The following is a 20259-nucleotide window of genomic DNA, read 5'->3' as shown; positions in this document are numbered from 1 at the left end:
CCCCGCCCCCTCCCTGACCCGTGAGTAATTCGTGCAGGAACCGTGGCTTCCGCATGACGATCACATGTCTGCAGGGCGTCACACCGTTCGCGGTCGCACAGCGACAACCACTTGCGCGGGCCCGGACTCAACAGGGAACCGAGCGCCCCACGTTGCGCGTGGATAACGTCGAGTCCTGTGAGGTTCGCGATCGTTGGCGCGCCTTGAGGGGCTTATGCGCTGCTGATACGGTGCGATGACTTGACACTCATTCCAGCATTCCAGTCGTCGGCTATTCGGCCAGGTCGGGCGGTACGCCCGAGACGGAATGGAGTGTCCCAAATGACAGAAACCTTCTTGGGTGTACGGGGAGCGGTTGCGTGAAGATCCAAGAGCGTACGGGGGCGGGCAACAACCGTTCCGCGGCGCCGGCTCAGCCGGTGATGGGTGAGCGCCTTCCCGCGCCACCTCGCGAGCGCAAACCGGCACTCGCCGCTCTCGCCGTGCTGCTGATCCTCGTGGGTGCGCTCGGCGCGACCATGCTCGTGCTGCGCGCCGGGGACCGTGTCGAGGTCATCCAGGTGAAGGCCGACATCCAGGCCGGCGAGTCCATCACCGACACCAACATCACCTCCGTCATGGTCGCGGAAGACTCCAGCATCAATTACGTCCGCTGGGAGCAGCGCAACGCCCTGAAGAGCCTCAAGGCCAAGTCGACGATCTATGAGGGCACTGTCGTCATCGGCGACATGTTCGCGGCGAAGTCCTCCCTCCCCGCCGGCAAGGCCTCCGTAGGCCTCGCCCTCAAGGAGGGCCAGTACCCGTCCACGATCAAGCCCGGTGACATCGTCGCCGCCTACCGCGTGGGCCGCACCGGCTCCACCCCCGACACCGACGACTCCTCCGGCGGTACGGCCGCGGGCACCGACACCCTCCTCGTCGAGAACGCGCGCGTGAACACCAAGAGCAGCGACGACGACGCCACCGTCAGCTCCGGCAACCTCTCCATCACGCTGCTCGTCGACCAGGACGACGTGCCCGCCCTCACCCAGGCCGCCGCCGCGGGCGAGGTCGCCGTCGCCCTCGTACCCGGCAACTAAGGGCGAGAGAGACAAAAAGAGACATGGCGCTCATCGCTCTCGCCGCCGACAAGGGTTCCCCCGGCGTCACCACGGCCGCCGTCGCTCTCGCCGCGGTCTGGCCCCGCCGGGTTCTGCTGGCGGAGACCGACCCGGCCGGCGGCGACCTCGTGTACCGCAGTGCCGCCGCGCACGGCGGTCCGCTGAACCCCAACACCGGCATGCTCTCCATCGCCGCGACCGCGCGCCGAGGCCTCGTACCGGACCAACTCTGGGACCACGTACAGCCGTTGAGCGGTGGACTCGAGGTGCTGGTCGGGCTCGGGAACGCCGAGCAGGCCGCCGGGCTCGCGGGGCTGTGGCCGACCCTCGGCCGGGCCTTCGCCCACCTCGCCGACTCGCCGAACGCGCCCGCCGACGTCATCGCCGACTGCGGCCGGGTCGCCGGGGACACCCCCGCCGTCGAGATGTTCTCGCAGGCGGCCCTCGTCCTGCTCATCTCGCGCACGGAGCCGGAGGCCATCGCGCGCGTACGCGACCGGGCCGCCGCCCTCACCGCCAAGCTGCACGGCGGCTCCCGTGGCGCGGCCTCCCTCGCGACCCCGCTCATCGGCGTCATCCTGATCGCCGACACGGGCGACTCCGCCAAGCTCGTCCACCAGGTCAACGACATGCTGGTGGCCGCGCAGACGGGCGCCCGCGTCGTGGGCACGCTCGCCGACGACCCGGCGGGCGCCGACCAGCTGGCCGGCCGCAAGCGCGGCCGGCTCGAGAAGTCGCTGCTCATCCGGTCGGCGCGCAAGGTGACCGCGGACCTCTACCAGCAGTTCGGGGCGGCCTGGGCCGTACCGGCCGCTGGACCCGGCGGGCAGCAGCCCACCGCGGGGGCCGGCCGATGACCGCCGTCGACCACCAGTTGGTCAAGCGGTTCCGGCAGGAGGCCGGTGACCGCATCGCCGAGCAGCGCCGTCTCGACCAGGTCTCCGGCGTCACGCCGATGTCCAACGAGGACGAGCGCCAGTACGCGCGCGCGGTCATAGCCCAGATCCTCGAGGAGTACGCCCGGACGGAGATCAACTCCGGTCGTACGCCGCTGGACGCCGAGACCGAGGAGCAGTACGCGGCCGCCGTGCACGCCGCGCTCTTCGGAGTCGGCCGCCTTCAGCCGCTGCTCGACAACCCCGAGGTCGAGAACATCGACATCAACGGGTACGACCAGGTCTTCGTCGGTTACGCGAACGGGGAGGAGGTCAAGGGCGATCCCGTCGCCGAGAACGACGAGGAGCTCATCGAGCTGATCCAGGTGCTCGGCGCCTACTCCGGCCTCTCCTCCCGGCCCTTCGACTCCGCCAATCCGCAGCTCGACCTGCGGCTGCCGGACGGTTCGCGACTGTCCGCCGTCATGGACGTCACCCGGCGCCCGGCGCTCTCCATCCGCCGCGCCCGCATGGGCAAGGTCTTCATGTCCGACCTGGTGGGCAACGGAACCCTCACCCCCGAGATCGGGCACTTCCTCGCCTGCGCCGTCCGGGCCCGTAAGAACATCATGATCGCGGGCGCGACGAACGCCGGTAAGACGACTCTTCTTCGCGCCCTCGCCAACGAGATCCCGCCGCACGAGCGCCTCATCACCGTCGAGCGCGCGCTGGAGCTCGGGCTCGACCAATTCCTCGACCTGCACCCGAACGTGGTGGCCTTTGAAGAGCGGTTGCCCAACTCGGAAGGGCAGGGCGCCATCAGCATGGCCGAGCTGGTCCGACGGTCCCTCCGTATGAACCCCTCCCGTGTCATCGTCGGTGAGGTCCTCGGCGACGAGATCGTGACCATGCTGAACGCGATGTCGCAGGGCAACGACGGCTCGCTGTCCACGATCCACGCGAACAGCTCCAGCGAGGTCTTCAACCGTATTTCCACGTACGCGCTCCAGGCCAACGAGCGGCTGCCCATCGAGGCCAGCCAGATGCTCGTGGCGGGCGCGGTGAACTTCGTCGTGTTCATCCAGCGGCGCAACAACTACCAGACGGGCGGCCGACTTCAGCGCATGGTCACCTCGATCCGTGAGGTCAACGGCGTCGACGGACGCGTCCTGTCCAGCGAGGTGTTCGCCGAGGCACCCGACGGCAGGGTCGTACCGCACGCGCCTCTCTCCTGCCTCGAAGACCTGGTCGCGTACGGCTATCGCGGGCCCGCCGGGAACTGGGGGTGACGGAGATGACTGTGCAGCTTGCCGCACTCGACTCGCTCGGCTCCATGGGCGGGCTCTTCTCCACGAATGTGCTGTACGCGCTCGCGTGCGGTGTCGCCGTCGGCGGCGGCCTCGCGCTGTTCGCCGTCGCGGTCCGGGGACTGCCCGCCAAGCCCGACCACGAGAAGCAGAAGTCCGGCCAACGGGCCAGTGAGCTCATCCGGTTCGCCGGTCAGCGCGGTTCGATCGCGGCCGGCGCCGGAATCGTCGTCCTGCTGCTCACCCGCTGGGCGGTGGCCGGCATTGCCGCCGCCGTACTCGTCTTCTTCTGGGACAAGCTCTTCGGCGGGGCCTCCGAGGAGAAGGCCGCCATGCGCCGCGTGGAGGCGCTCGCGTCCTGGACGGAATCGCTGCGTGACACGATCGCGGGCGCGGTCGGCCTGGAGCAGGCCATCCCGGCGTCCGCGCGCGCGTCCGCTCCCGTACTGCGCCCGCATCTGGACGCGTTGGTCGACCGGCTCCGTTCCCGTACGCCCCTTCCCGAGGCTCTTCAGCACCTCGCCGACGAGATCAACGACGCGTCCGCCGACATCATCGTGGCCGCGCTGATCCTCAACGCGCGGCTCCGCGGCCCGGGTCTGCGCCAGGTGCTGGGCGCACTGGCCAAGTCGGCACGCGAGGAGGTCGACATGCGGCAGCGCGTCATGGCCCAGCGGGCCTCGACCCGCCGGTCCGTACAGATCGTCGTCGCCGTCTCGATCGCCTTCGTCCTCGGCCTGTCGATCTTCAACCGCGAGTTCGTCGAGCCGTACGGCACGGCCGTCGGCCAGCTCGTACTCGCCTGCGTCTGCGGCCTGTTCGCCCTCGGCTTCTGGTGGCTGCGCAAGCTGTCGACGATCGAGACGCCGGAGCGGTTCCTGGTGCGGGACGAAGCGGCTGTCCAGTTCGTACGTCCCCGTATGCCGTCCCAGTCGGAAGAGGGGGTACGCCGATAATGGACCTGACCATGCCGATCGTGATCGGCGCCGTCCTGGGCCTGGGCGTCTACGCCCTCGTACGGGCCCTCATGCCGTCGAAGCGCAGTGCGGTCGCCCAGGTCGCGCGCATCGACGCGATGCGGGCGCGGGGTGCGGCGTACGAGTCCGCGCGTGGCGCCGCCGACGCCGGGCGGCTCGGGAGCGTACGGGCCCAGGTGGGCGCGCGGGTCGCCGAGCTCTATCTGCAGCAGGGCTGGGAGCAGCGGTCGCTGCGGGCGGATCTCGCGGTCCTGGACCGGAGCTGGGAGAAGTTCCTCGCGACGAAGGTCCTGCTGGCCGCGGGCGGTCTGTTCTTCGGGCCCTTCATCTTCGCCGTGGTCTGGACGCTCGGCTTCGGCCGCAGCCCGATCATTCCGGTCTGGCTGGCGCTGCTGTTCGCGGGCATCTTCTTCTTCCTGCCGGATCTGGAGGTGCGCAGGGACGCTGCCGAGAAACGGCGTGACCTGCGGCGCGTGATCGGCGCGTACCTCGACCTGGTGTCCATGAGCCTGGCCGGCGGCCGGGGTCTGCCGGAGGCACTGATGGCCGCCGCCGAGGTCTCCGACGGCTGGGCGACGCAGCGTATCCGCAACGCCCTCGCGGACGCCCGGATCACCGGCATCAGCCAGTGGCAGGCCCTCGGTTCGCTCGGCGAGGAGCTGGGTGTCGAGGAACTCAAGGACCTGTCGGCGTCGTTGGCGCTCGTCGCGGACGACGGCGCGAAGGTGCGCGAGTCGCTCGCCTCGCGCGCCGAGACGATGCGGCACCGCGAGCTCGCCGAGATCGAGGGCAGCGCGGGCGAGAAGTCACAGTCGATGCTCGTGGCCCAACTGCTGTTGTGTGCCGGGTTCCTCGTCTTCCTGATCTTTCCGGCGGCGATGCGCGTGTTCCAGGTCTGAGCAGTCCGAAGTCGACGATCCGATCCGCATATTTCTTCGTACTCGAGAGGACAACCCACCATGAACGGACGGAACTTCAGCACCGGGATCCCGGGGGTGGACTTCCTGATCACCTTCCTCCAGGGGAGGGTGCAGCGCGCCCGCTCCGGCGAGCTCGACCGCGGTGCGTCCGCGGTGGAGTGGGTCATCATCTCGGCGGTCGTCGTGGCGATCGTCGGCGTGGTCGCCGCCATCATCAACGCCGCGCTGAGCGACGGCGCCAACAAGGTGGGCGACTGCATCAAGGGTGCGGACGCGGGCAAGACCTGCTGACCGCCGCCCTCGACTTCTGATCGCCCATAACTTCTCATACGGGGTTGCTGGTGAGCGTACGACGCTGGGTACGCCGCCGGGTGGAGGCCGCCTCCGCCCGCGGCGACTCCGGCATGACCGCGATCGAGTTCGTGCTGCTCACGCCCGTACTCTTCTTCATGATCTTCGCGACGGTGCAGTTCGCGCTGTACTTCTTCGCTGACCATGTGGCCCAGGCGGCGGCCCAGGCGGGTGCGCGGAAGGCGCGCGCCACGGCCGACGAACGGCCGGGCGCGTGGCGGGGAGAGGCACGGGACGTGGTCGACAGCTATATCGCGCAGTTGGGGCCGCAGTTGGTGCTGTCTCCCGACGTGGCGATGCTTCAGCCGGAGCAGAACACGGTGGGCGTGGAGATCACGGCCCGGGTGCCGACGGTCTTTCCCGGGCTTGATCTGACGGTGCATGCGCAGTCGTCGGGGCCGGTGGAGCGGTTCGTGGAGGAGGGCGAGAACTAGATGCGCTCTTTCGACATGCTTGCTCTTGCGCGGACTTCTGTACGGGCTTCTGTGCGGGCACGGGTGCGGGCCCTGGGCGGCCGCCGGGACCGGGACCGTGGGCTGTCCACCATCGAGGTGGTGATCCTCGCCCCCGTGATGATCCTTTTCATCCTCGTCCTCGTGGCCTTCGGGCAACTGGTGGACGGGCGTGGGGCGTTGGACGGGGCGGCACGGGACGCGGCACGCGCCGGTTCGATCCAGAAGGACCACGCCACGGCGATGGCGGAGGCGAAGAAGGCCGCGGAGGCGAATCTCGAGGACGTCTGCTCCGGCCCGGTGACCGTGAACCAGACCAGCGAAGGCTTCGAGCCCGACACGATCTTCACGGTCGAGGTGAGCTGTGAGGTACGCGGCCTCGCGATGATCGGCGTCGACGTCCCCACGACGCTGACGGCCAGCTTCAGCTCGCCGCTCGACCCGTTCCGGAGGACGGCGTGACGCTGCGTTCTGCTGTACATGGATGGGTCGTACGAGGTCGGGGCGTGCGAGGTTGGGCCGCGGCCCGGCGCGCCCGTATGGACGACCGCGGCTCGGGAGCCGGCGCGGTCATCATCTTCGCGCTGGTGTTTCTGTCGTTGTCGGCGTTCGTGATCGACGGTGGCCTGTCCATCTCCAAGCGGGAACGCGCCGCCGACATCGCCGAACAGGCCGCCCGTTACGCCGCCCAGGACATCGACCTGGAAGCCCTCTACGACAACGAGGCCGGCCCGGCCCCCATCCTCTTCGAGAACTGCAACGCCCGCGTGAAGGCCTTCGCCGACGAAATGGGCATGAACGGCGCGGACATCGGCGCCACCCACTGCGTCGCCGCGAACGCCGACGAGGTCGAGGTCGAGGTCCAGCTCACGTACTCCCCGGTCTTCACGGGGATGTTCTACGGCGGAGACGTGGTCGTCCACGGCCAGGCGGTGGCGGAGAACGAGGTGGGCTGACGCCTGCGCCCTGCGCGCGGTCTGCGGCTCGGGGGACGGCCTACTTGCCGCTGCCGCCCTTGCCCCCGCCGTCCTTCTCCTTCGTCTTCACACCATCCCGGACCTTCTTCGCCAGGTCGTCGTCGAGCTTCTTGAACTCGCGGACGACGGCGTCGGACATGTCGGCCAGCGCGTCGAGCTGCTGGTTGATGTCCTCGCGGCCGTCCTCCCAGTTGGACTCGAAGTCCTCGAGCTTGTCGTAGACGCCGCCGTCGCCTATGTCGTCCTCGTAGGACTCGAAGAGCTTCTTGGTGTAGTTCATGCGGCTCTTGATGCTGCGCAGCCGCGTGCCGTAGTCCTCCAGCTCGCTGAGCGGAAGCGCGAGGTCGGGCTTGCCCTTGCCCATGTCCGATCCCCCTGTGGTGTCTGTGCCGCCTGCGGGCTGCCGTTCTGGATGTTCTGCCCGTTCTCTACGAAGCGAAAGGTACCCGTTGGCGCATCGAAGATATCGAAGATGTCGCGCTGTCCGGCCTGCAGCCTTGCCCTCAATCGAACTTCAGGTTCTACGGTGCTGGCATCAGCGATCATCCACAGGGGGAACCACGCATGACGACACAGACGACACAGACGACACAGCAGATCTCCGACGCCGAACTCGCCGCCCAGCCGGCTGCGTACTGGACCGGAGTGGCCAACGAAGCCCTCATCGCGTTCACCCGGGCTCGGATGGCTGAGCACGGCTTCACCCAGCCTCAGTACTGGCTGCTGCGGAACCTGTCGAAGAACGACCTCTCATCCGATGGTCGCGGTATGAGGATTCCCGAATTACAGCAGGCCATGAACTCCTACATCAGGCCCGAGGACGACCTGAAGGCCGAGGCGGAAGTCCTGTTGGAGCGCGGCCGGCTCACCCGCGACAGCGAGGGACGGCTCTGGATCACCGAGACGGGAGACGAGGCTCGCGCCGACTTCAAGCAGCACGCGCCGGCAATCCGCGACCGTATCCACCGGGGCATCGACGATGCCGACTACGTCACCACCCTGAAGGTGCTCCAGCAGATGATCCGGAACACCGGCGGCACCTGAAGATGTGGGAAACCTGCACACCGTTCACTACGAGGTCATGCCGAACCTGAATAGCTTGTCACGCCTGTTTCGCGGGGTGAGGCTTTGGCGGGTGGATGTCCGGCTTGGAAATCCGATGGCAACTGTTGTAGGTGCAGCGGTGTGAACGGGTGTGTGAAGGAGTTGGTGTATTCGGTGATTCGATCGTCACAGTGGTGAAGTCGAGTATCGGAATACGCCCCGTAGGGACATGGAAGGACTGGCCGTGCCTTCGTTGGCGTGCTTTCATCCTGCGCACGGTGTCGGGCGAACTCCGTCATCGGGAAATTCACCTTCGAAGGGAACCGCGCGTCATGAACTATGCCCCCCAGGTTGAAACGTCTGAGATCTCCGACGCCGGCTTGGACAGCGTCTCCGGCGGTCTCGCGGCCGGCGTGGCCGGCGGTGGCCTCCTCCAGGCCGGGTCCGCTGAGCTCTGCGCAGACGTCTTTGCCGCCGCCTCGGCAGAGGGTGTCGTGGCGAGCGTGGGCGTCCACGCCAGCGCCCACTGACGGAGCCTGTGCCGCGGGGCCGGGCCCCGGATCGCGTGGACCAGTCCGCGAAAAGCCTGAACACTTTCCACGAGAGTGTTCAGGCTTCGCCCGTTACGTCGACGGTGTGGTCAGGGCTCCGGAGCGTATGCAGTGGAGGAGGCGACAAGGGGGCGGGGGTGGAGGCGAGTTCGACGCAGTTGTTGCCTTGGACCAGCTCTTTCCGAAAGGTGAGTCTCAGCCAACTCGCCTTGCAGGTACCTATCGTTGATCGCTCATGCCGGATGCCGAGCAAGGACACCAAGAGATGCCGTCGCTGCCGACCGAGCCGTTCAATCGGCGCATAGAGGTTCTCCTCGCGGTCGTGGACACCCCCGGGGAAACCGATCTCGCCACTCAGCTGCTCGAGGCACAGGGCTGGGCCGTGCGGCCGTGGGAGGGTTCGGATCCGGACACGATCGGGGCAGGCAGACATGGCCTGCTCGTGGAGGTACGGCTGTACGGGGCGAGGCTCGGCGCGGTACGAGCGGCTGTCTCCGAGATCGAGCGCCTGGCACAGCGGCACCAGGCAGGCATGTGGGTGGTGGAGGCGGTGCTCGTCGAGCACGAACTCGACTGTGATCACCGGACGCGGTACCACGTACGCGAGCAAGATGACGCGACCGCGACACTGCCGTTCAGCTTACGGGCCTTACGCCGGTCCCTGACGTCCCTTCGCATCGTCATCCGACCGGGTCGGCCGAACCTCGACCTGGTCTCCGAGCGGCTGGAGCAAGGTGCTTTCACCGGTCGGCCGTTCGATCCGCGCGGACATCAACTCATCGCTCCCACGGGCATGGAGGGCCGGGACGTCGATGCTCCACCGCGCGATACGGGCACTTCCGCGTGGCGCATCGCTCTTCCTTTGGTGGCAGGCCTGCTCCTCGCGCTGACGTCCGGCTTCGCTCTGGTGGCCTTCGAGGGCTTCTTCCTCCTGCTGCCGATCGTCGTGGCGGGCCTGCTGGTCTGGCCGGTAGGCCGCACGGTCATCGGCACCGGGGAGCGTCGCCCGCTGCGACTGCAACTGGCCTGGGGAGCCCTCGCAGTCGGCATGATGACCGCCTTCGGGCTCGTGCTCGCCCTCACCGTCCCTGGTACGGCGGAAGCGGCTGTTGTCGTGACCTTTGCCGTGACCGGCTTGGCAACGCTCGTCTTCGTCCTCCACGGTTTGGCGTACGCCCTGGTCCACTCCTGGTTCAGCCGCAACGCGAACTGGGCCGTACCTGCGCTGGTTCCCGCGCTCGCGCTGACCTTGCCGTGGTTCGGCGGTCTGCTGCACACCATGTATCTCGGGGCATTCGGTATTCCCGGCGATGGGGCGCCGGTCTCCCTCTATTGGCGTTATGTGGCCTCGCTCCTTCCCCTCGGTGTGGCCCTCGTGATGACAGTCTTCTGGATCGCGGTCGCCGGTTGGCTGCGCCATTACCACCAGTGGATTCACTCCCGTGGCACTTCGGTGGTCACGGTGTCTCTGGTGTGCGCCTTGATTTTCGGCATGTTCGTGCTGGCCGGAATAGGAGGAGCAGAAATGGCGTCAGGACGCGCATCAACGGCCGCACGAACCGGGGAGACACCGGATTCGTACTTCGGCTTGGTGGGGAAGCTTGTGTGCGCCAAGCCGCTGGACGACGAGGTCGCCGTCTTCAACGGCCCCCTCAACAGCAAGAAGCCGCTGCTCACGTTCGGCCCTGCCGGGGACCGGGTGTGGCTCTGGGATCCGCGGCGGACTGACTCTCTCTCACTACGGCTCGAGGACGTCGTCGTCACCGAGACCAGGAGCGGCAGATGCGGCTGACGCCTGCCCGAGCCTGCACGTTCTGAAGCAGGGCGCGAGGGAGGGACGGCGGTCCATCGCGGCGGTACGCGTCGGCTCCCGGTACGTCGCCGCGTTCTTGCCGCCCACGCGCTCGGAGTCGCGTAACCCGGTGATCGCGTCACGCCGCAGATGAGCTTCCTCAGAAGAGCATCAGCGGTTGATCGACTGGATTTCCTGGACGTTCATGTCCTGGGTCGTTTCGAAGGTGCCGTCGGGGAGGTCGCCGCCTTCGCCGCCGGTGCCTTCCCAGGTGATCTGCCAGGTTACGGAGGCCGTCAGCTCGTACGGTTCTCCGTTGGTGGCGCGCAGGTACCTGATGCCGCACGGCGGGGTCTTCTCGGCGTCACCCGTCTTGTACGGGGTGCCGATGGAGCCGTCGTCGTTGATCTCGCAGTCGCCGGAGGCGGGGAAGGTCTCGGCGTCCTCGGTGCCCGGCTCAAGGTGGAGGGCGACGGGCTTGGCGGTCGTTTCAGCCCACAAGCCCGTGTTCGGGAGCTCGGCGCGGACCTTGACCTCCTTGAACGTGCCCTTGTCCAGCCACACCCAAGTGGGCAGGTTCACCGTGGACTTGCCCTCCGGCTTCAGCTCGACCTCGGTCTCGGGGACCTTGACCTTGTCGTAGGCGTACTCGGCGAGGGTCTTCGGGGTGGGGGAGTTCGGGTCGTCCGGGACCTCACCCGCGTCGACCCAGAACATGATGCGTCCGCAGTCCCAGGAGTCCTCGTCGGTGTTGTCGGGTGCGACACCGCGCCAGAAATAGCCGTCCTTGCCGAGGTTGTAGTTCTCGTAGCCCTCAGCGGTGCTGTTGGTGGGCGAGTGCAGATCGAAGTTCTCCGCCGGCTTGCCGTCGCGGTAGTGGTCGGTCCACAGTCCTTTGCCCCACCACGACTCGTGGATACCCACGTCGCCGCCGCTGTCCGTATCCACGAACTTCTTGAGCTGGGCGGGCGTGAATTCAGGCTCGTACCAGCAGGCCGGAGGCTTCCAATTGGGGTCGACCGTGCCGAGATTGCCCTGTTTGCCGCCGCCGTCCCCGCCGCTTACGTACTTGATCCGGATATGGGAGACCGAGGCGGACAGGTTGCCGTTGTTGTCGGCGTTGCCTTGGGGGTTGTCCTCTTTGGTGTCTCCTCCGCCGACGGCCGAAGCCGACGTGGCGGTGAGGGCCATCGTCACGGTCGATGCGAGAGCGGTGGCCAGGATCCTCTTCGGCCAGTTCATCAGGAGCAACCGCCCCTCTTCGACGCGGTGGATACGGTCTGCCATACGCCCTGCGCGCTCTTCTGCATCGTGACGGTGTAGAACACCTTGGGGTCGGTGCCCGCCGGGTTGCCCTCGACCTTGCCCGTATCGCGGTCTCTCGTAGCTGCCTTGCTCTCGTCCGTGCAGTAGCTGAGCTGCGCCTTCGTGTTCTTTGCGAAGAGCGTGGCCTTGGGGTCGAACACCGGGAGCTCACCGATGACGTTGAGATTCTTGTCCGTGTAGGACTTGATCCATTTCTGGTCCTGGGAGAGGCCGGCTTCGGTGTCGTAGAAGGCAAGGGCGTCACCGCCGTCGGGCTCATTGGCGATGATCGCTGCGTATCCCGCCCGGAGTTGCTCCTTGCCGTCGTTGAGGACGGCCTGCTCGTTCGGGTCGCTGCTCGTCCAGTCCTCGAAGGTGAGCTGGAAGCTGCTCGGGATGGTGATCTTCGGGCGGTCGGCGTTCGATGCCGCGGATGCCGAAGCCGACGGACTGCTGCTCGACCCTCTGTCCGCCCCCTTGATGTCGTCCGGAGAAGACGAGTCGTCACCCCCACCGCAGGCTGTGAGCAGCAGTGCCGCTGTCGCGGCGAACGTGGCGGCTGTGGTCACGGTGTGGCGGGCCACGGGCGAACTCCCCCTGTGTCGAGCGTGTCAGGCGTGTGCAGCAGAGAACGAAGCTACCAGGGGCAAGTAGCGGGCAATGGAGCGGCGATGGGGGATTGTGTGGGGATTGTGAGGTCTGTGACATGACAGTTGCGAAGGGCGTGGATCCCCGTGAATACCGGGCGTGGTACAGGCCACAGTCGAGCGGACAACTCGGGCTTAGGGGGCGGTGGGTGAGGAAGCGGTCCAGGTGAGGGGCCTGGTTCACTGCCCGACCTTCGACACCCTCCTTAAGATCTCAGTAGGCTCAGCACACCCCCAGTTCTCCCTCCCTCCACACACGACACCAGGACACCCGCCATGGCGCGACGCACCACTTCCAGCCCGCCGGGCAACTCGCCGGGTCCGAGGAATCGGACGCCGCAGCCATTGCCCCGGCGGCGCCGCACGTTCGGGGACTTTGTGAAGGCGTTCTTCGCCTTTGTCGCCCTGATCGTTCTTCTGGTCGGAGTGCCGGGCGCGCTGGCCACGCAGATGGGGTGGCCGCTGCCGAGCGGTACGCCGAGTCTGGACTGGCTGCAGCAGGAGATCACCGCCGGCACGTTCCTGAACGTGCTGACCGTCCTCGTCTGGTTCGCCTGGGCCCAGTTCACCGCGTGCGTACTCGTGGAGATGAAGGCCGCACTGTCCGGTATCGGGGTGCCGAACCGGGTGCCGGGAGCCGGGCCCAGCCAGTTGCTCGCGCGGCAGCTCGTCGCGGCGCTGCTGCTCGTCGGCGCGACCGCGGCCAGCTTCACGCCGGGACTGTCGCAGCTCGGGCAGCAGCTGGAGGGCAACCAGCGGCCGACCGTCGCCGCGGCGCAGCAGACGCCCGCCGGGTTGCTGGGGCAGCAGCAGGAGCAGGCCGCCTCCGGCGCCGCCGCCGCGCTGGCCGAGCAGGCCGCCAACGCCGCGTCCCAGGCCGCCGAGAGCGGGAGCAGCGCGAAAAGCGACGACACGAAGTACTACCGCATTCAGCCGCCGGAAGGGCGCCATCACGACTCCCTCTGGGAGATCGCCGAGCGCCACCTGGGCGACGGGCGGCGGTACAGCGAGATCTACCAGCTCAACAAGGACCGTACGCAGCCCGACGGTTCGAAGCTCTCCGAGGCCAGTCTCATCCGGCCCGGCTGGATCCTGGAGATGCCCGGCGACGCCCGCGGCGGCGACCTCGTCGAGATGCCCGACGAGGCCCCGAAGGTCTCGCAGGAGGTCCAGCAGCAGATCTCCGACTACTCCAGGACCGGCGGCGCCGATCAGCAGCAGGCCGGTGGACAGCAGGGCGGCGGGGCCGTCGATCACGACACCGCTCACATCTCCGTTCCCGAGCAGCGGCCCGCCCCGGACCAGGGTCAGCAGGGCCAGTCCGGTCAGCAGGGCCAGGAGCACGCCACTCCTGCCTCGGAGGACGGCGGGTTCGGGCTGCCGCAAGCCCTCCTCGGCGCTCCCCTCCTCGCCGCCGGTCTCCTCGGCGCCCTCGGCCGCCGGCGCCGTCAGGCCATGTGGCAGTCCGCCCTCGGTGCCGTCGGCGGGCGGCGCGGCATGATGGAGCCGCCGACGCCCACCGGTTCGGCCGCCGACGCCCAGGACGCGCTGCTCGTGGGGGCCGACCCCGAGGGCGTACGACTTCTTGACCGGTCGTTGCGCGGACTGGCCGCTTCGCTCGCGGAGGAGTCGCGGCCGCTGCCGACCGTGTACGCGGCCTGGATGAGCAACGGCGATCTGCATCTTCAGCTCGCGCAGCCCGCCGGGAGGCCCCCGGCGCCCTGGCAGCTCGGGCAGGACCAGACGTTCTGGATGCTGGCGCGGGCCGACGCCGAGCGGTACGAGGACGTGGACACGGCGGCCCCGTACCCGGGGCTCGTCAGCCTCGGCACGATGGACGACTCGCGGCTGCTGCTCAACTTGGAGTCCGTGCCCGGCATCGTCTCGCTGAGCGGCAGCGAGGAGGACCGGGCGGGTGTGTTCGCCTCCGTGGCCGCCGAGTTGGCGACCAACGGGTGGTCCGACCGCATGACGATCACGCTCGTCGGGTTCGGCGAGGACCTGACGCCGCTCGCGCCCAACCGGCTCCGCCACCTCGACGACATCGAGGCGCTCGTCGAGACCATGGAGGCGGAGACGCGGCAGCGGCGCGGGGCGCTCGGTGCCGCCGGTCACGACTCCGTCCTTACCGGGCGTACGGGGCCTGCCCAGCACACCCGTTGGGCCCCGCACCTCGTACTCCTCGCCGCCGAACCGTCCGCCGAGGACGCCGTCAAGCTCGCCGAACTCGCCTCCGACGCAAGCCGGTTGGGCATCGGCTATCTCGTCGGTACGGAGTCGGGCGATCTGCCCGGCGCCGCCTGGGAGATGGAGATCACCAGCGAGGGCAAACTGCTCGCGCCGCTCCTCGGGCTCGAACTCGACGCCCAGCTGCTGCCGGTGGCGCAGCAGCGCGCCGTCGTCGAGCTGTTCGTCGACGCGGACCCCGAGCGCGAGGAGAACGGCCCGACCGCAGCGCCGCCGTTCCTCGTCGACATCAGCGAGCAGGGGCGGCCCGCGGTGTACGCGCGGCTCGTCGGCCCGTACGAGATCATCGGCCTCGACACGCCGGACGGTGAGCGCAGTCCGCTGATGCACGAGGCGCTGGCGCTGCTGCTTCTGCACCGGGAGGGCGTGCATCCTCGGGTGCTGTCGTCCGCGTTGTGGCCCCGGGGGGTCACGGAGGATGTGCGGGACGCGCTGGTCGAGCGGTTGCGTGGGTGGCTCGGCAATGATCCGGACGGTACGCCGCGGCTCGGCACCGACTCGACGGGGCGGCTCAAGCTCGCGAAGTCGGTCGTGTCCGACCTGGATGTGCTCCGGTCGCTGTACCACGAGGCGACTCAGGGGCGTGGGGTCAACAGCCGTGCCGTACGCGGGCGTCTGCTGACCGACGCGCTGGTGCTGGTGCGGGGACCGTTGCTGGCCGAGCGGCCCGCGGGCCGGTACGGGTGGCTCACCCACGAGATCATCGATGCCCAACTGCCGCTGCTCGTCGCGGACATCGGGCTCGCGCTGTCCGCCTTCCATCTGGAGAAGGACCGGGCGGGCAAGGCGATCGAGGCCCTGAACGCGGCGCTCGGCTCCGCGCCGGGCGATGAGCGGCTGTGGCACGAGCTGCTCCGGGCCACGCATGCCACGGGGGACGCTGCGCGGCTTCAGGGGCTTGCGGCGGATCTGGTGCGGCGCAGTGGGGCGCGGGGGCTGCCGCCTCGTACTGAGGCGCTGCTGGACGAGTTGCTGCCCTCTTGGCGGAGTGGCGTTGCTGCGGTGGGATGAACTCGGCCTGCCTGACCAGTGGCCCACGGCAAGGAGCAGCTCGTGGAACTCGCGTTGATCTTCGGTGCCGCCCTGTGGGGTGGGGTTGCCGGAGTGCTCGTTCCGCGCGCCGCCTATCGGCTTTCCGTCGAGCCCGAAGAGGAGTGGCGGGCGCAGTGTCCGGACGGGCATCCCATCTCCGGCTGGGTCGGGTGGGCACGGTGTGCGGGGCGGGCGTACGGGCCCAGCACGACCCTCGTCGTCATCGCCACCGCCCTCGTCTGCGCTGCCCTCGCCGCGGCCACCGGTACCCGCCCCGAGCTGGGCGTATGGCTGCTCATCGCGCCCTTCGGGATGCTGCTCACCCTTGTCGACTTCTCGGTGCACCGGCTGCCCGACGTGGTGAATCTGCCGTTGGCCGTCGCGGTGGCCGGGCTGCTGGGGATCGTGGCGCTGGTGCCGGAGCACAACGGCGACTGGACGGCCGCGCTGCTGGGCGGGCTGGCGTATGCCGGGTGGTTCTTCGTCTGCTTTCTCATCAATCCGAACTGGGTGGCGTTCGGGGATGTGAAGGTCGGGCTCTGGCTGGGGGCCGTCCTCGGCTGGTACGGGTGGGGAGTACTGATGCTCGGCGCTTTCGCCGGGTTTCTGCTGGCGGGGATCTACGCGATCGGGCTCGCCGTCCGTCGTCGCGCCGGGCGCAAAACTCCGGTGCCGTACGGCCCCTTCCTCATCGCCGGTGCCTTCGTCGGCACCCTCATCGGGGCGTACGCGGCCTGACGTCGGATGATCCAATCGTCTGGCGTACGCTGGATCAGTCTGTCCACACCCTGACGAAAGGGACCCTGCGGTGACCGAGAAGGCCGACCTTCAGTCCGTCCTCGACCGTGCCGCCGAGGGTGGGCGGATCACCCCGGAAGAGGCGCTCGACCTCTACCGGGACGCCCCGCTGCACGCGCTGGGCGCCGCCGCCGACGCCGTACGCCGCCGCAGGTACGCCGGTACGGAGCACATCGCGACGTACATCATCGAGCGGAACATCAACTACACGAACGTATGCGTCACGGCGTGCAAGTTCTGCGCCTTCTACGCGCCGCCGAAGGACACCGCCAAGGGCTGGACGCGCGACCTGGACGACATCCTGCGGCGCTGCGCGGAGACCGTCGAGCTCGGCGGTACGCAGATCATGTTCCAGGGCGGCCACCACCCGGACTACGGCGTCGAGTACTACGAGGAGCACTTCGCCGCCATCAAGGCCGCGTACCCGCAGCTCGTCATCCACTCGCTGGGGGCCTCCGAGGTCGAGCACATGGCCCGGATCTCCAAGGTGAGTGTCGAAGAGGCGATCCAGCGGATTCACGCCGCCGGGCTCGACTCCTTCGCGGGCGCGGGCGCGGAACTCCTCCCCGAGCGGCCCCGCAAGGCGATCGCCCCGCTGAAGGAGAGCGGCGAGCGCTGGCTGGAGATCATGGAGACCGCCCACCGGCTGGGCGTGGAGTCCACCTCCACCATGCTCATGGGCACGGGCGAGACGAACGCCGAGCGCATCGAGCACCTGCGGATGATCAGGGACGTACAGGACCGGACGGGCGGCTTCCGCGCCTTCATCCCGTACACGTACCAGCCCGAGAACAACCACCTCAAGGGCCGTACGCAGGCCACGCTCTTCGAGTACCTGCGGATGATCGCCATCGCGCGGCTGTTCATGGACAACATCGCCCACATCCAGGGCTCTTGGCTCACCACCGGCAAGGAGGTCGGCCAACTGTCGCTGCACTACGGCGCGGACGACCTCGGTTCGATCATGCTGGAGGAGAACGTCGTCTCCTCGGCCGGCGCCAAGCACCGCTCCAACCGCATGGAGATCATCGACCTGATCCGCAAGGCAGGGCGTGTCCCGGCGCAGCGGACGACGACGTACGAGCACATCGTCGTGCACGACGACCCGGCGAACGACCCCGTCGACGAGCGCGTCCAGTCGCACATCTCGTCGACGGCGATCGCGGGCGGCACGGCACACCCGGAGTTGAAGCTCCTCGCCTCCAACTAGCTTTCCCGTGCTGACGATTCACGCCGCGGACGAGCTTCGCCACACCTGGGACGACCCCGCTCCGGTCAAGGACGGAGCCGTCGTGGTCGAAGGGGTACGGGTCGCGGCGACGGGTTCGCTCGTGGACCTCCAGGAACGCTTCCCGGGCGCTCGCGTACGGCGGTGGCCCGGGGTTCTCGGGCCCGCCCTCGTCCACGAGGGGCCGCTGCCCGAGGCGCCTTCGCCCCGGGAACGGGTGCATGCGGTGTTGAAGCTCGGGGCGGTGGCGGTTCTGGAGGAGTACGCCGGTACGGCCGAGCTTCGGGCCGCCGCCGAGCGCAACGACGTGATCGTCCTCGCGAGTGCGGCACGACGGCCCGCGGTCCTCCAGGCCGGGCGCGCCGACCTTGCCGTCTTCGACGAGACCGGCGCGTGCGTCGCGACCGTGTGCGCGGGCCGTCTTGTACACCGCCGCCGTTGAGCTGCGCAGGCTGTCGGGTGCACTACCTCCGTTGAGGTTCCGCGGGTTTCGTGCTGCGGGTCCGATGTGGTTGCTCGCGCAGTTCCCCGCGCCCCTGAAAGGGGCGCTGTTCAGCACGCCCGCTCACCCGGTGAACGCCTCCGCGAACGCCCCCGAACGCTGCTTGATCCCGCTGCAGTCGGTCTGCGCGACGTTCGCCTTCGCCTTGCCGCGTGCGCACTGCCGGTCGCGGGCCGCCGCCCACATCGACACCCAGGCGACGTCCTTCTCCTCGGCGAACGACCGGACCTGGGCCGCGTCGGACAGCGTGAACGTCTCCTTGTCGACGTCATTGACGCCGATCATCGAGGTGAGCGCGAGGCCGTTCCAGGCGTCCTCGGACGAGAGGCCGAAGATCTTCTTCAGCTGGCCGTGGGTCGCCTTGGCCGCCTTGATCGCGTAGGTGCCCATGTCGCCGTCGTACGAACTCCCGTAGTTCATGGTCATGATGTTGACCGTGGAGACCTGGACGCCGTTGTCGTCGGCGGACTTCAGCAGGGCCGTGCTGTCCTTGTTGAGGCCGTGCGGCATCACGGGCAGCGTGAAGGACACCCGGACCTCGGGGCGCTGCTTCTGGAGCAGGGCGATGGCCTTCGAGCGCAGTGCCACCGACTTGGAGTCGCCCAACGGGTCGCCCTCGATGTCGAAGTCGGCCTCCGTCGCACCGGCGGCGTCGAGCGCGGCCGCGTAGGCACCGGCCAGCTTGGAGACGCTTTTGCAGGTCGTGGCGAGCTCCTTGCCGGAGGCGCCGCCGAAGGAGACCCGCACGCTTCCTCCGGACGACTTGAGTGCCGAGATCCTGGACTTCACCGACGCCTTGTCGATGCCGTACTGGCCCCACGTCGGCGTGCAGCCGCCGCGGCCTGCGATCACGAAGGCCAGGTTGTACGCCGACGGGGAGCCCGCCGATTCGTTGTCGGAGGCGGCGGTGGCGCTGACGTACGGGGCGTACGCGGGCCCCGGTAAGGGGGTCTCCGGCGGCGACTGTGACGGCGTATCCGGCGAGGCCTCCGTGGAGGGGGCGGGCGTTCTGGGAAGTGTGGGGGCCGCCTGTGAGGGTGACGGGTCCGAGGAGCACCCCGTACAGGTCAGCGCCGTCGCGAAGACAAGCCCGGCAGCCGGTTTCAGAAGACTCTTCATTGCACATCCACCTCTCCTGTGAGGTACGTCGGGGGACGGGCAACGTCTCACCGGTGGAGGCGTCGATCCGGGCCCGGCCGGGCAGGCCGGGCGTCCCCGCTCGGCCCTCGGCTGCCACAATGGGCCCGTGACCCGCGCCTCTCTGAACAAGCAGCCGCACGAAGTCGCCTCGATGTTCGACGACGTGGCGGAACGGTACGACCTGACGAACGACGTGCTGTCGCTCGGCCAGGACCGGCGGTGGCGCAAGGAGGTCGCGAAGGCGGTCGACGCGCGGCCCGCGCAGAAGGTGCTGGACCTGGCGGCGGGTACGGCCACGTCGTCCCTGCCCTTCGTGCGGACGGGTGCGTACGTCGTGCCGTGCGACTTCTCGCTCGGGATGCTCCGGGTCGGCAAGAGGAACCACCCCTGGCTGCCGCTGACGGCGGGTGACGCGACGAGGCTGCCCTTCAAGGACGACACCTTCGACGCGGTGACGATCTCCCTCGGGCTGCGGAACGTCCAGGACACGGACGCGGCGCTGCGCGAGATGTACCGGGTGACCAGGCCGGGCGGACGTGTCGTGATCTGCGAGTTCTCGCACCCGACGTGGGCGCCCTTCCGCACGGTGTACACGGAGTACCTGATGCGCGTCCTGCCGCCGGTGGCGAGGGCGGTGTCCTCGAGCCCCGACGCGTACGTCTACCTCGCCGAGTCCATCCGCGCCTGGCCCGACCAGCCCGCCCTGGCCGAACGCCTGCGCAAGGCCGGCTGGTCAAAGGTGGCCTGGCGCAACCTCACGGGCGGGATCGTGGCACTGCACCGGGGCTTCAAGAGCGCCCCATAGGGGCGCGGGGCTGTATCAATATGCGGCTCCGCCGCGGGGCGCGACCAGCCACGACGAACCCGCAGCTGCAAAACCGCCTCACCCAGCGGAGCGCGGAGCACTCGTCACCTGAGGACCTCGAACGGGTCACCGGGTTCATCGAGTTCGCGGTACAAGCCCCCCGCAGGAGGATGAGGGAGCCGCGGCTCCCTCATCCTCCTGCGGGGGGC

At 68.7% G+C, this 20259-nt stretch carries 21 protein-coding genes; 17 read left to right on the top strand and 4 right to left on the bottom strand.

Annotated features, from left to right (window positions below):
• Positions 1-359 precede the first annotated feature (359 nt).
• The 9 genes from G5C60_RS38945 to G5C60_RS38905 all read left to right on the top strand — a co-directional run bounded on the left by G5C60_RS38945 (position 360) and on the right by G5C60_RS38905 (position 6938).
• Positions 360-1079, top strand: a complete 720-nt coding sequence (locus tag G5C60_RS38945) for a CpaB family protein (RefSeq protein ID WP_165266831.1) — start codon at positions 360-362, stop codon at positions 1077-1079.
• A gap of 23 nt (positions 1080-1102) precedes the next feature.
• Positions 1103-1957, top strand: a complete 855-nt coding sequence (locus G5C60_RS38940; protein WP_165266829.1) for a hypothetical protein — start codon at positions 1103-1105, stop codon at positions 1955-1957.
• Entirely contained in the window at positions 1954-3264 is a 1311-nt protein-coding gene (locus tag G5C60_RS38935; protein WP_165266827.1) for a TadA family conjugal transfer-associated ATPase, read from the top strand. Before G5C60_RS38940 ends, G5C60_RS38935 begins: the two co-directional genes overlap by 4 nt.
• Before the next feature lie 44 nt (positions 3265-3308).
• Complete coding sequence (locus G5C60_RS38930; protein ID WP_165266839.1) at positions 3309-4238, top strand: type II secretion system F family protein; 930 nt, start codon at positions 3309-3311, stop codon at positions 4236-4238.
• Positions 4238-5158 carry a type II secretion system F family protein gene (locus G5C60_RS38925; protein ID WP_165266825.1) on the top strand — a complete coding sequence of 307 codons (921 nt, stop codon included), beginning with the start codon at positions 4238-4240 and terminating at the stop codon, positions 5156-5158. The genes G5C60_RS38930 and G5C60_RS38925 overlap by 1 nt, the downstream gene beginning before the upstream one ends.
• A gap of 60 nt (positions 5159-5218) precedes the next feature.
• A complete protein-coding gene (locus tag G5C60_RS38920) occupies positions 5219-5470 on the top strand; it encodes a hypothetical protein (RefSeq protein WP_028805786.1) in 252 nt (83 codons plus the stop codon).
• 44 nt (positions 5471-5514) lie between these two features.
• Positions 5515-5964, top strand: coding sequence for a TadE family protein (locus G5C60_RS38915; RefSeq protein ID WP_165266823.1), 450 nt, complete (start codon positions 5515-5517; stop codon positions 5962-5964).
• Entirely contained in the window at positions 5965-6444 is a 480-nt protein-coding gene (locus tag G5C60_RS38910) for a TadE/TadG family type IV pilus assembly protein (protein ID WP_241267391.1), read from the top strand.
• A gap of 77 nt (positions 6445-6521) precedes the next feature.
• Positions 6522-6938: a pilus assembly protein TadG-related protein gene (locus tag G5C60_RS38905; RefSeq protein ID WP_165266835.1), complete on the top strand. Its 417-nt coding sequence runs from the start codon at positions 6522-6524 to the stop codon at positions 6936-6938.
• Positions 6939-6978: 40 nt separating this feature from the next.
• Here G5C60_RS38905 and G5C60_RS38900 read toward each other — a convergent pair whose 3' ends face one another.
• A complete protein-coding gene (locus tag G5C60_RS38900) occupies positions 6979-7323 on the bottom strand; it encodes a hypothetical protein (RefSeq protein WP_165266821.1) in 345 nt (114 codons plus the stop codon).
• 200 nt (positions 7324-7523) lie between these two features.
• Here G5C60_RS38900 and G5C60_RS38895 point away from each other — a divergent pair, with 200 nt between their 5' ends.
• The 3 genes from G5C60_RS38895 (at position 7524) to G5C60_RS38885 (ending at position 10346) form a co-directional block, all read left to right on the top strand.
• Complete coding sequence (locus G5C60_RS38895) at positions 7524-8003, top strand: MarR family transcriptional regulator (RefSeq protein WP_165266819.1); 480 nt, start codon at positions 7524-7526, stop codon at positions 8001-8003.
• Positions 8004-8335: 332 nt separating this feature from the next.
• Entirely contained in the window at positions 8336-8533 is a 198-nt protein-coding gene (locus tag G5C60_RS38890; RefSeq protein ID WP_165266816.1) for a hypothetical protein, read from the top strand.
• 286 nt (positions 8534-8819) lie between these two features.
• Entirely contained in the window at positions 8820-10346 is a 1527-nt protein-coding gene (locus G5C60_RS38885) for a hypothetical protein (protein WP_165266814.1), read from the top strand.
• Between the two features lie 171 nt (positions 10347-10517).
• Here the strand turns inward: G5C60_RS38885 and G5C60_RS38880 are convergent, their stop codons facing one another.
• Together G5C60_RS38880 and G5C60_RS38875 are read right to left on the bottom strand one after the other, a co-directional pair.
• Positions 10518-11588, bottom strand: a complete 1071-nt coding sequence (locus tag G5C60_RS38880; protein WP_165266833.1) for a hypothetical protein — start codon at positions 11586-11588, stop codon at positions 10518-10520.
• Positions 11588-12235 carry a hypothetical protein gene (locus tag G5C60_RS38875; RefSeq protein WP_165266812.1) on the bottom strand — a complete coding sequence of 216 codons (648 nt, stop codon included), beginning with the start codon at positions 12233-12235 and terminating at the stop codon, positions 11588-11590. Before G5C60_RS38875 ends, G5C60_RS38880 begins: the two co-directional genes overlap by 1 nt.
• 339 nt (positions 12236-12574) lie before the next feature.
• On the opposite strand from G5C60_RS38875, the gene G5C60_RS38870 reads away from it, so the two are divergent.
• The 4 genes from G5C60_RS38870 (at position 12575) to G5C60_RS38855 (ending at position 18045) form a co-directional block, all read left to right on the top strand.
• Positions 12575-15556, top strand: coding sequence for an AfsR/SARP family transcriptional regulator (locus G5C60_RS38870; RefSeq protein WP_165266810.1), 2982 nt, complete (start codon positions 12575-12577; stop codon positions 15554-15556).
• Positions 15557-15598: 42 nt separating this feature from the next.
• Positions 15599-16315 (top strand): prepilin peptidase, encoded by a 717-nt coding sequence (locus G5C60_RS38865; protein ID WP_165266808.1) that lies wholly within the window; start codon positions 15599-15601, stop codon positions 16313-16315.
• A 70-nt stretch (positions 16316-16385) separates the two neighbouring features.
• The gene (gene mqnC / locus G5C60_RS38860; protein ID WP_165266806.1) at positions 16386-17585 is read left to right on the top strand and encodes a cyclic dehypoxanthinyl futalosine synthase; all 1200 of its coding nucleotides are present in this window, start codon (positions 16386-16388) and stop codon (positions 17583-17585) included.
• 7 nt (positions 17586-17592) lie between these two features.
• Positions 17593-18045 (top strand): hypothetical protein, encoded by a 453-nt coding sequence (locus tag G5C60_RS38855; RefSeq protein ID WP_165266804.1) that lies wholly within the window; start codon positions 17593-17595, stop codon positions 18043-18045.
• A gap of 123 nt (positions 18046-18168) precedes the next feature.
• Here G5C60_RS38855 and G5C60_RS38850 read toward each other — a convergent pair whose 3' ends face one another.
• Positions 18169-19224 carry a chitinase gene (locus G5C60_RS38850; protein WP_165266802.1) on the bottom strand — a complete coding sequence of 352 codons (1056 nt, stop codon included), beginning with the start codon at positions 19222-19224 and terminating at the stop codon, positions 18169-18171.
• A gap of 127 nt (positions 19225-19351) precedes the next feature.
• On the opposite strand from G5C60_RS38850, the gene G5C60_RS38845 reads away from it, so the two are divergent.
• Positions 19352-20050: a demethylmenaquinone methyltransferase gene (locus G5C60_RS38845; RefSeq protein ID WP_165266800.1), complete on the top strand. Its 699-nt coding sequence runs from the start codon at positions 19352-19354 to the stop codon at positions 20048-20050.
• The last annotated feature ends 209 nt before the right edge of the window (positions 20051-20259 follow it).

This window comes from Streptomyces scabichelini (genome assembly GCF_011045015.1).
Taxonomy (GTDB): domain Bacteria; phylum Actinomycetota; class Actinomycetes; order Streptomycetales; family Streptomycetaceae; genus Streptomyces; species Streptomyces scabichelini.
Note: the sequence above shows the minus strand (reverse complement) of the source record. Positions and strands in the feature narration are given on the sequence as shown.

What these genes read in the sequence shown, in the direction of transcription:
- G5C60_RS38940 (WP_165266829.1), top strand. Translation starts at nt 1,103, where the DNA reads ATGGCGCTCATCGCTCTCGCCGCCGACAAGGGTTCCCCCGGCGTCACC.
- G5C60_RS38935 (WP_165266827.1), top strand. Translation starts at nt 1,954, where the DNA reads ATGACCGCCGTCGACCACCAGTTGGTCAAGCGGTTCCGGCAGGAGGCC.
- G5C60_RS38930 (WP_165266839.1), top strand. Translation starts at nt 3,309, where the DNA reads ATGGGCGGGCTCTTCTCCACGAATGTGCTGTACGCGCTCGCGTGCGGT.
- G5C60_RS38925 (WP_165266825.1), top strand. Translation starts at nt 4,238, where the DNA reads ATGGACCTGACCATGCCGATCGTGATCGGCGCCGTCCTGGGCCTGGGC.
- G5C60_RS38920 (WP_028805786.1), top strand. Translation starts at nt 5,219, where the DNA reads ATGAACGGACGGAACTTCAGCACCGGGATCCCGGGGGTGGACTTCCTG.
- G5C60_RS38910 (WP_241267391.1), top strand. Translation starts at nt 5,965, where the DNA reads ATGCGCTCTTTCGACATGCTTGCTCTTGCGCGGACTTCTGTACGGGCT.
- G5C60_RS38905 (WP_165266835.1), top strand. Translation starts at nt 6,522, where the DNA reads ATGGACGACCGCGGCTCGGGAGCCGGCGCGGTCATCATCTTCGCGCTG.
- G5C60_RS38900 (WP_165266821.1), bottom strand. Translation starts at nt 7,323, where the DNA reads ATGGGCAAGGGCAAGCCCGACCTCGCGCTTCCGCTCAGCGAGCTGGAG.
- G5C60_RS38895 (WP_165266819.1), top strand. Translation starts at nt 7,524, where the DNA reads ATGACGACACAGACGACACAGACGACACAGCAGATCTCCGACGCCGAA.
- G5C60_RS38890 (WP_165266816.1), top strand. Translation starts at nt 8,336, where the DNA reads ATGAACTATGCCCCCCAGGTTGAAACGTCTGAGATCTCCGACGCCGGC.
- G5C60_RS38885 (WP_165266814.1), top strand. Translation starts at nt 8,820, where the DNA reads ATGCCGTCGCTGCCGACCGAGCCGTTCAATCGGCGCATAGAGGTTCTC.
- G5C60_RS38880 (WP_165266833.1), bottom strand. Translation starts at nt 11,588, where the DNA reads ATGAACTGGCCGAAGAGGATCCTGGCCACCGCTCTCGCATCGACCGTG.
- G5C60_RS38870 (WP_165266810.1), top strand. Translation starts at nt 12,575, where the DNA reads ATGGCGCGACGCACCACTTCCAGCCCGCCGGGCAACTCGCCGGGTCCG.
- G5C60_RS38850 (WP_165266802.1), bottom strand. Translation starts at nt 19,224, where the DNA reads ATGAAGAGTCTTCTGAAACCGGCTGCCGGGCTTGTCTTCGCGACGGCG.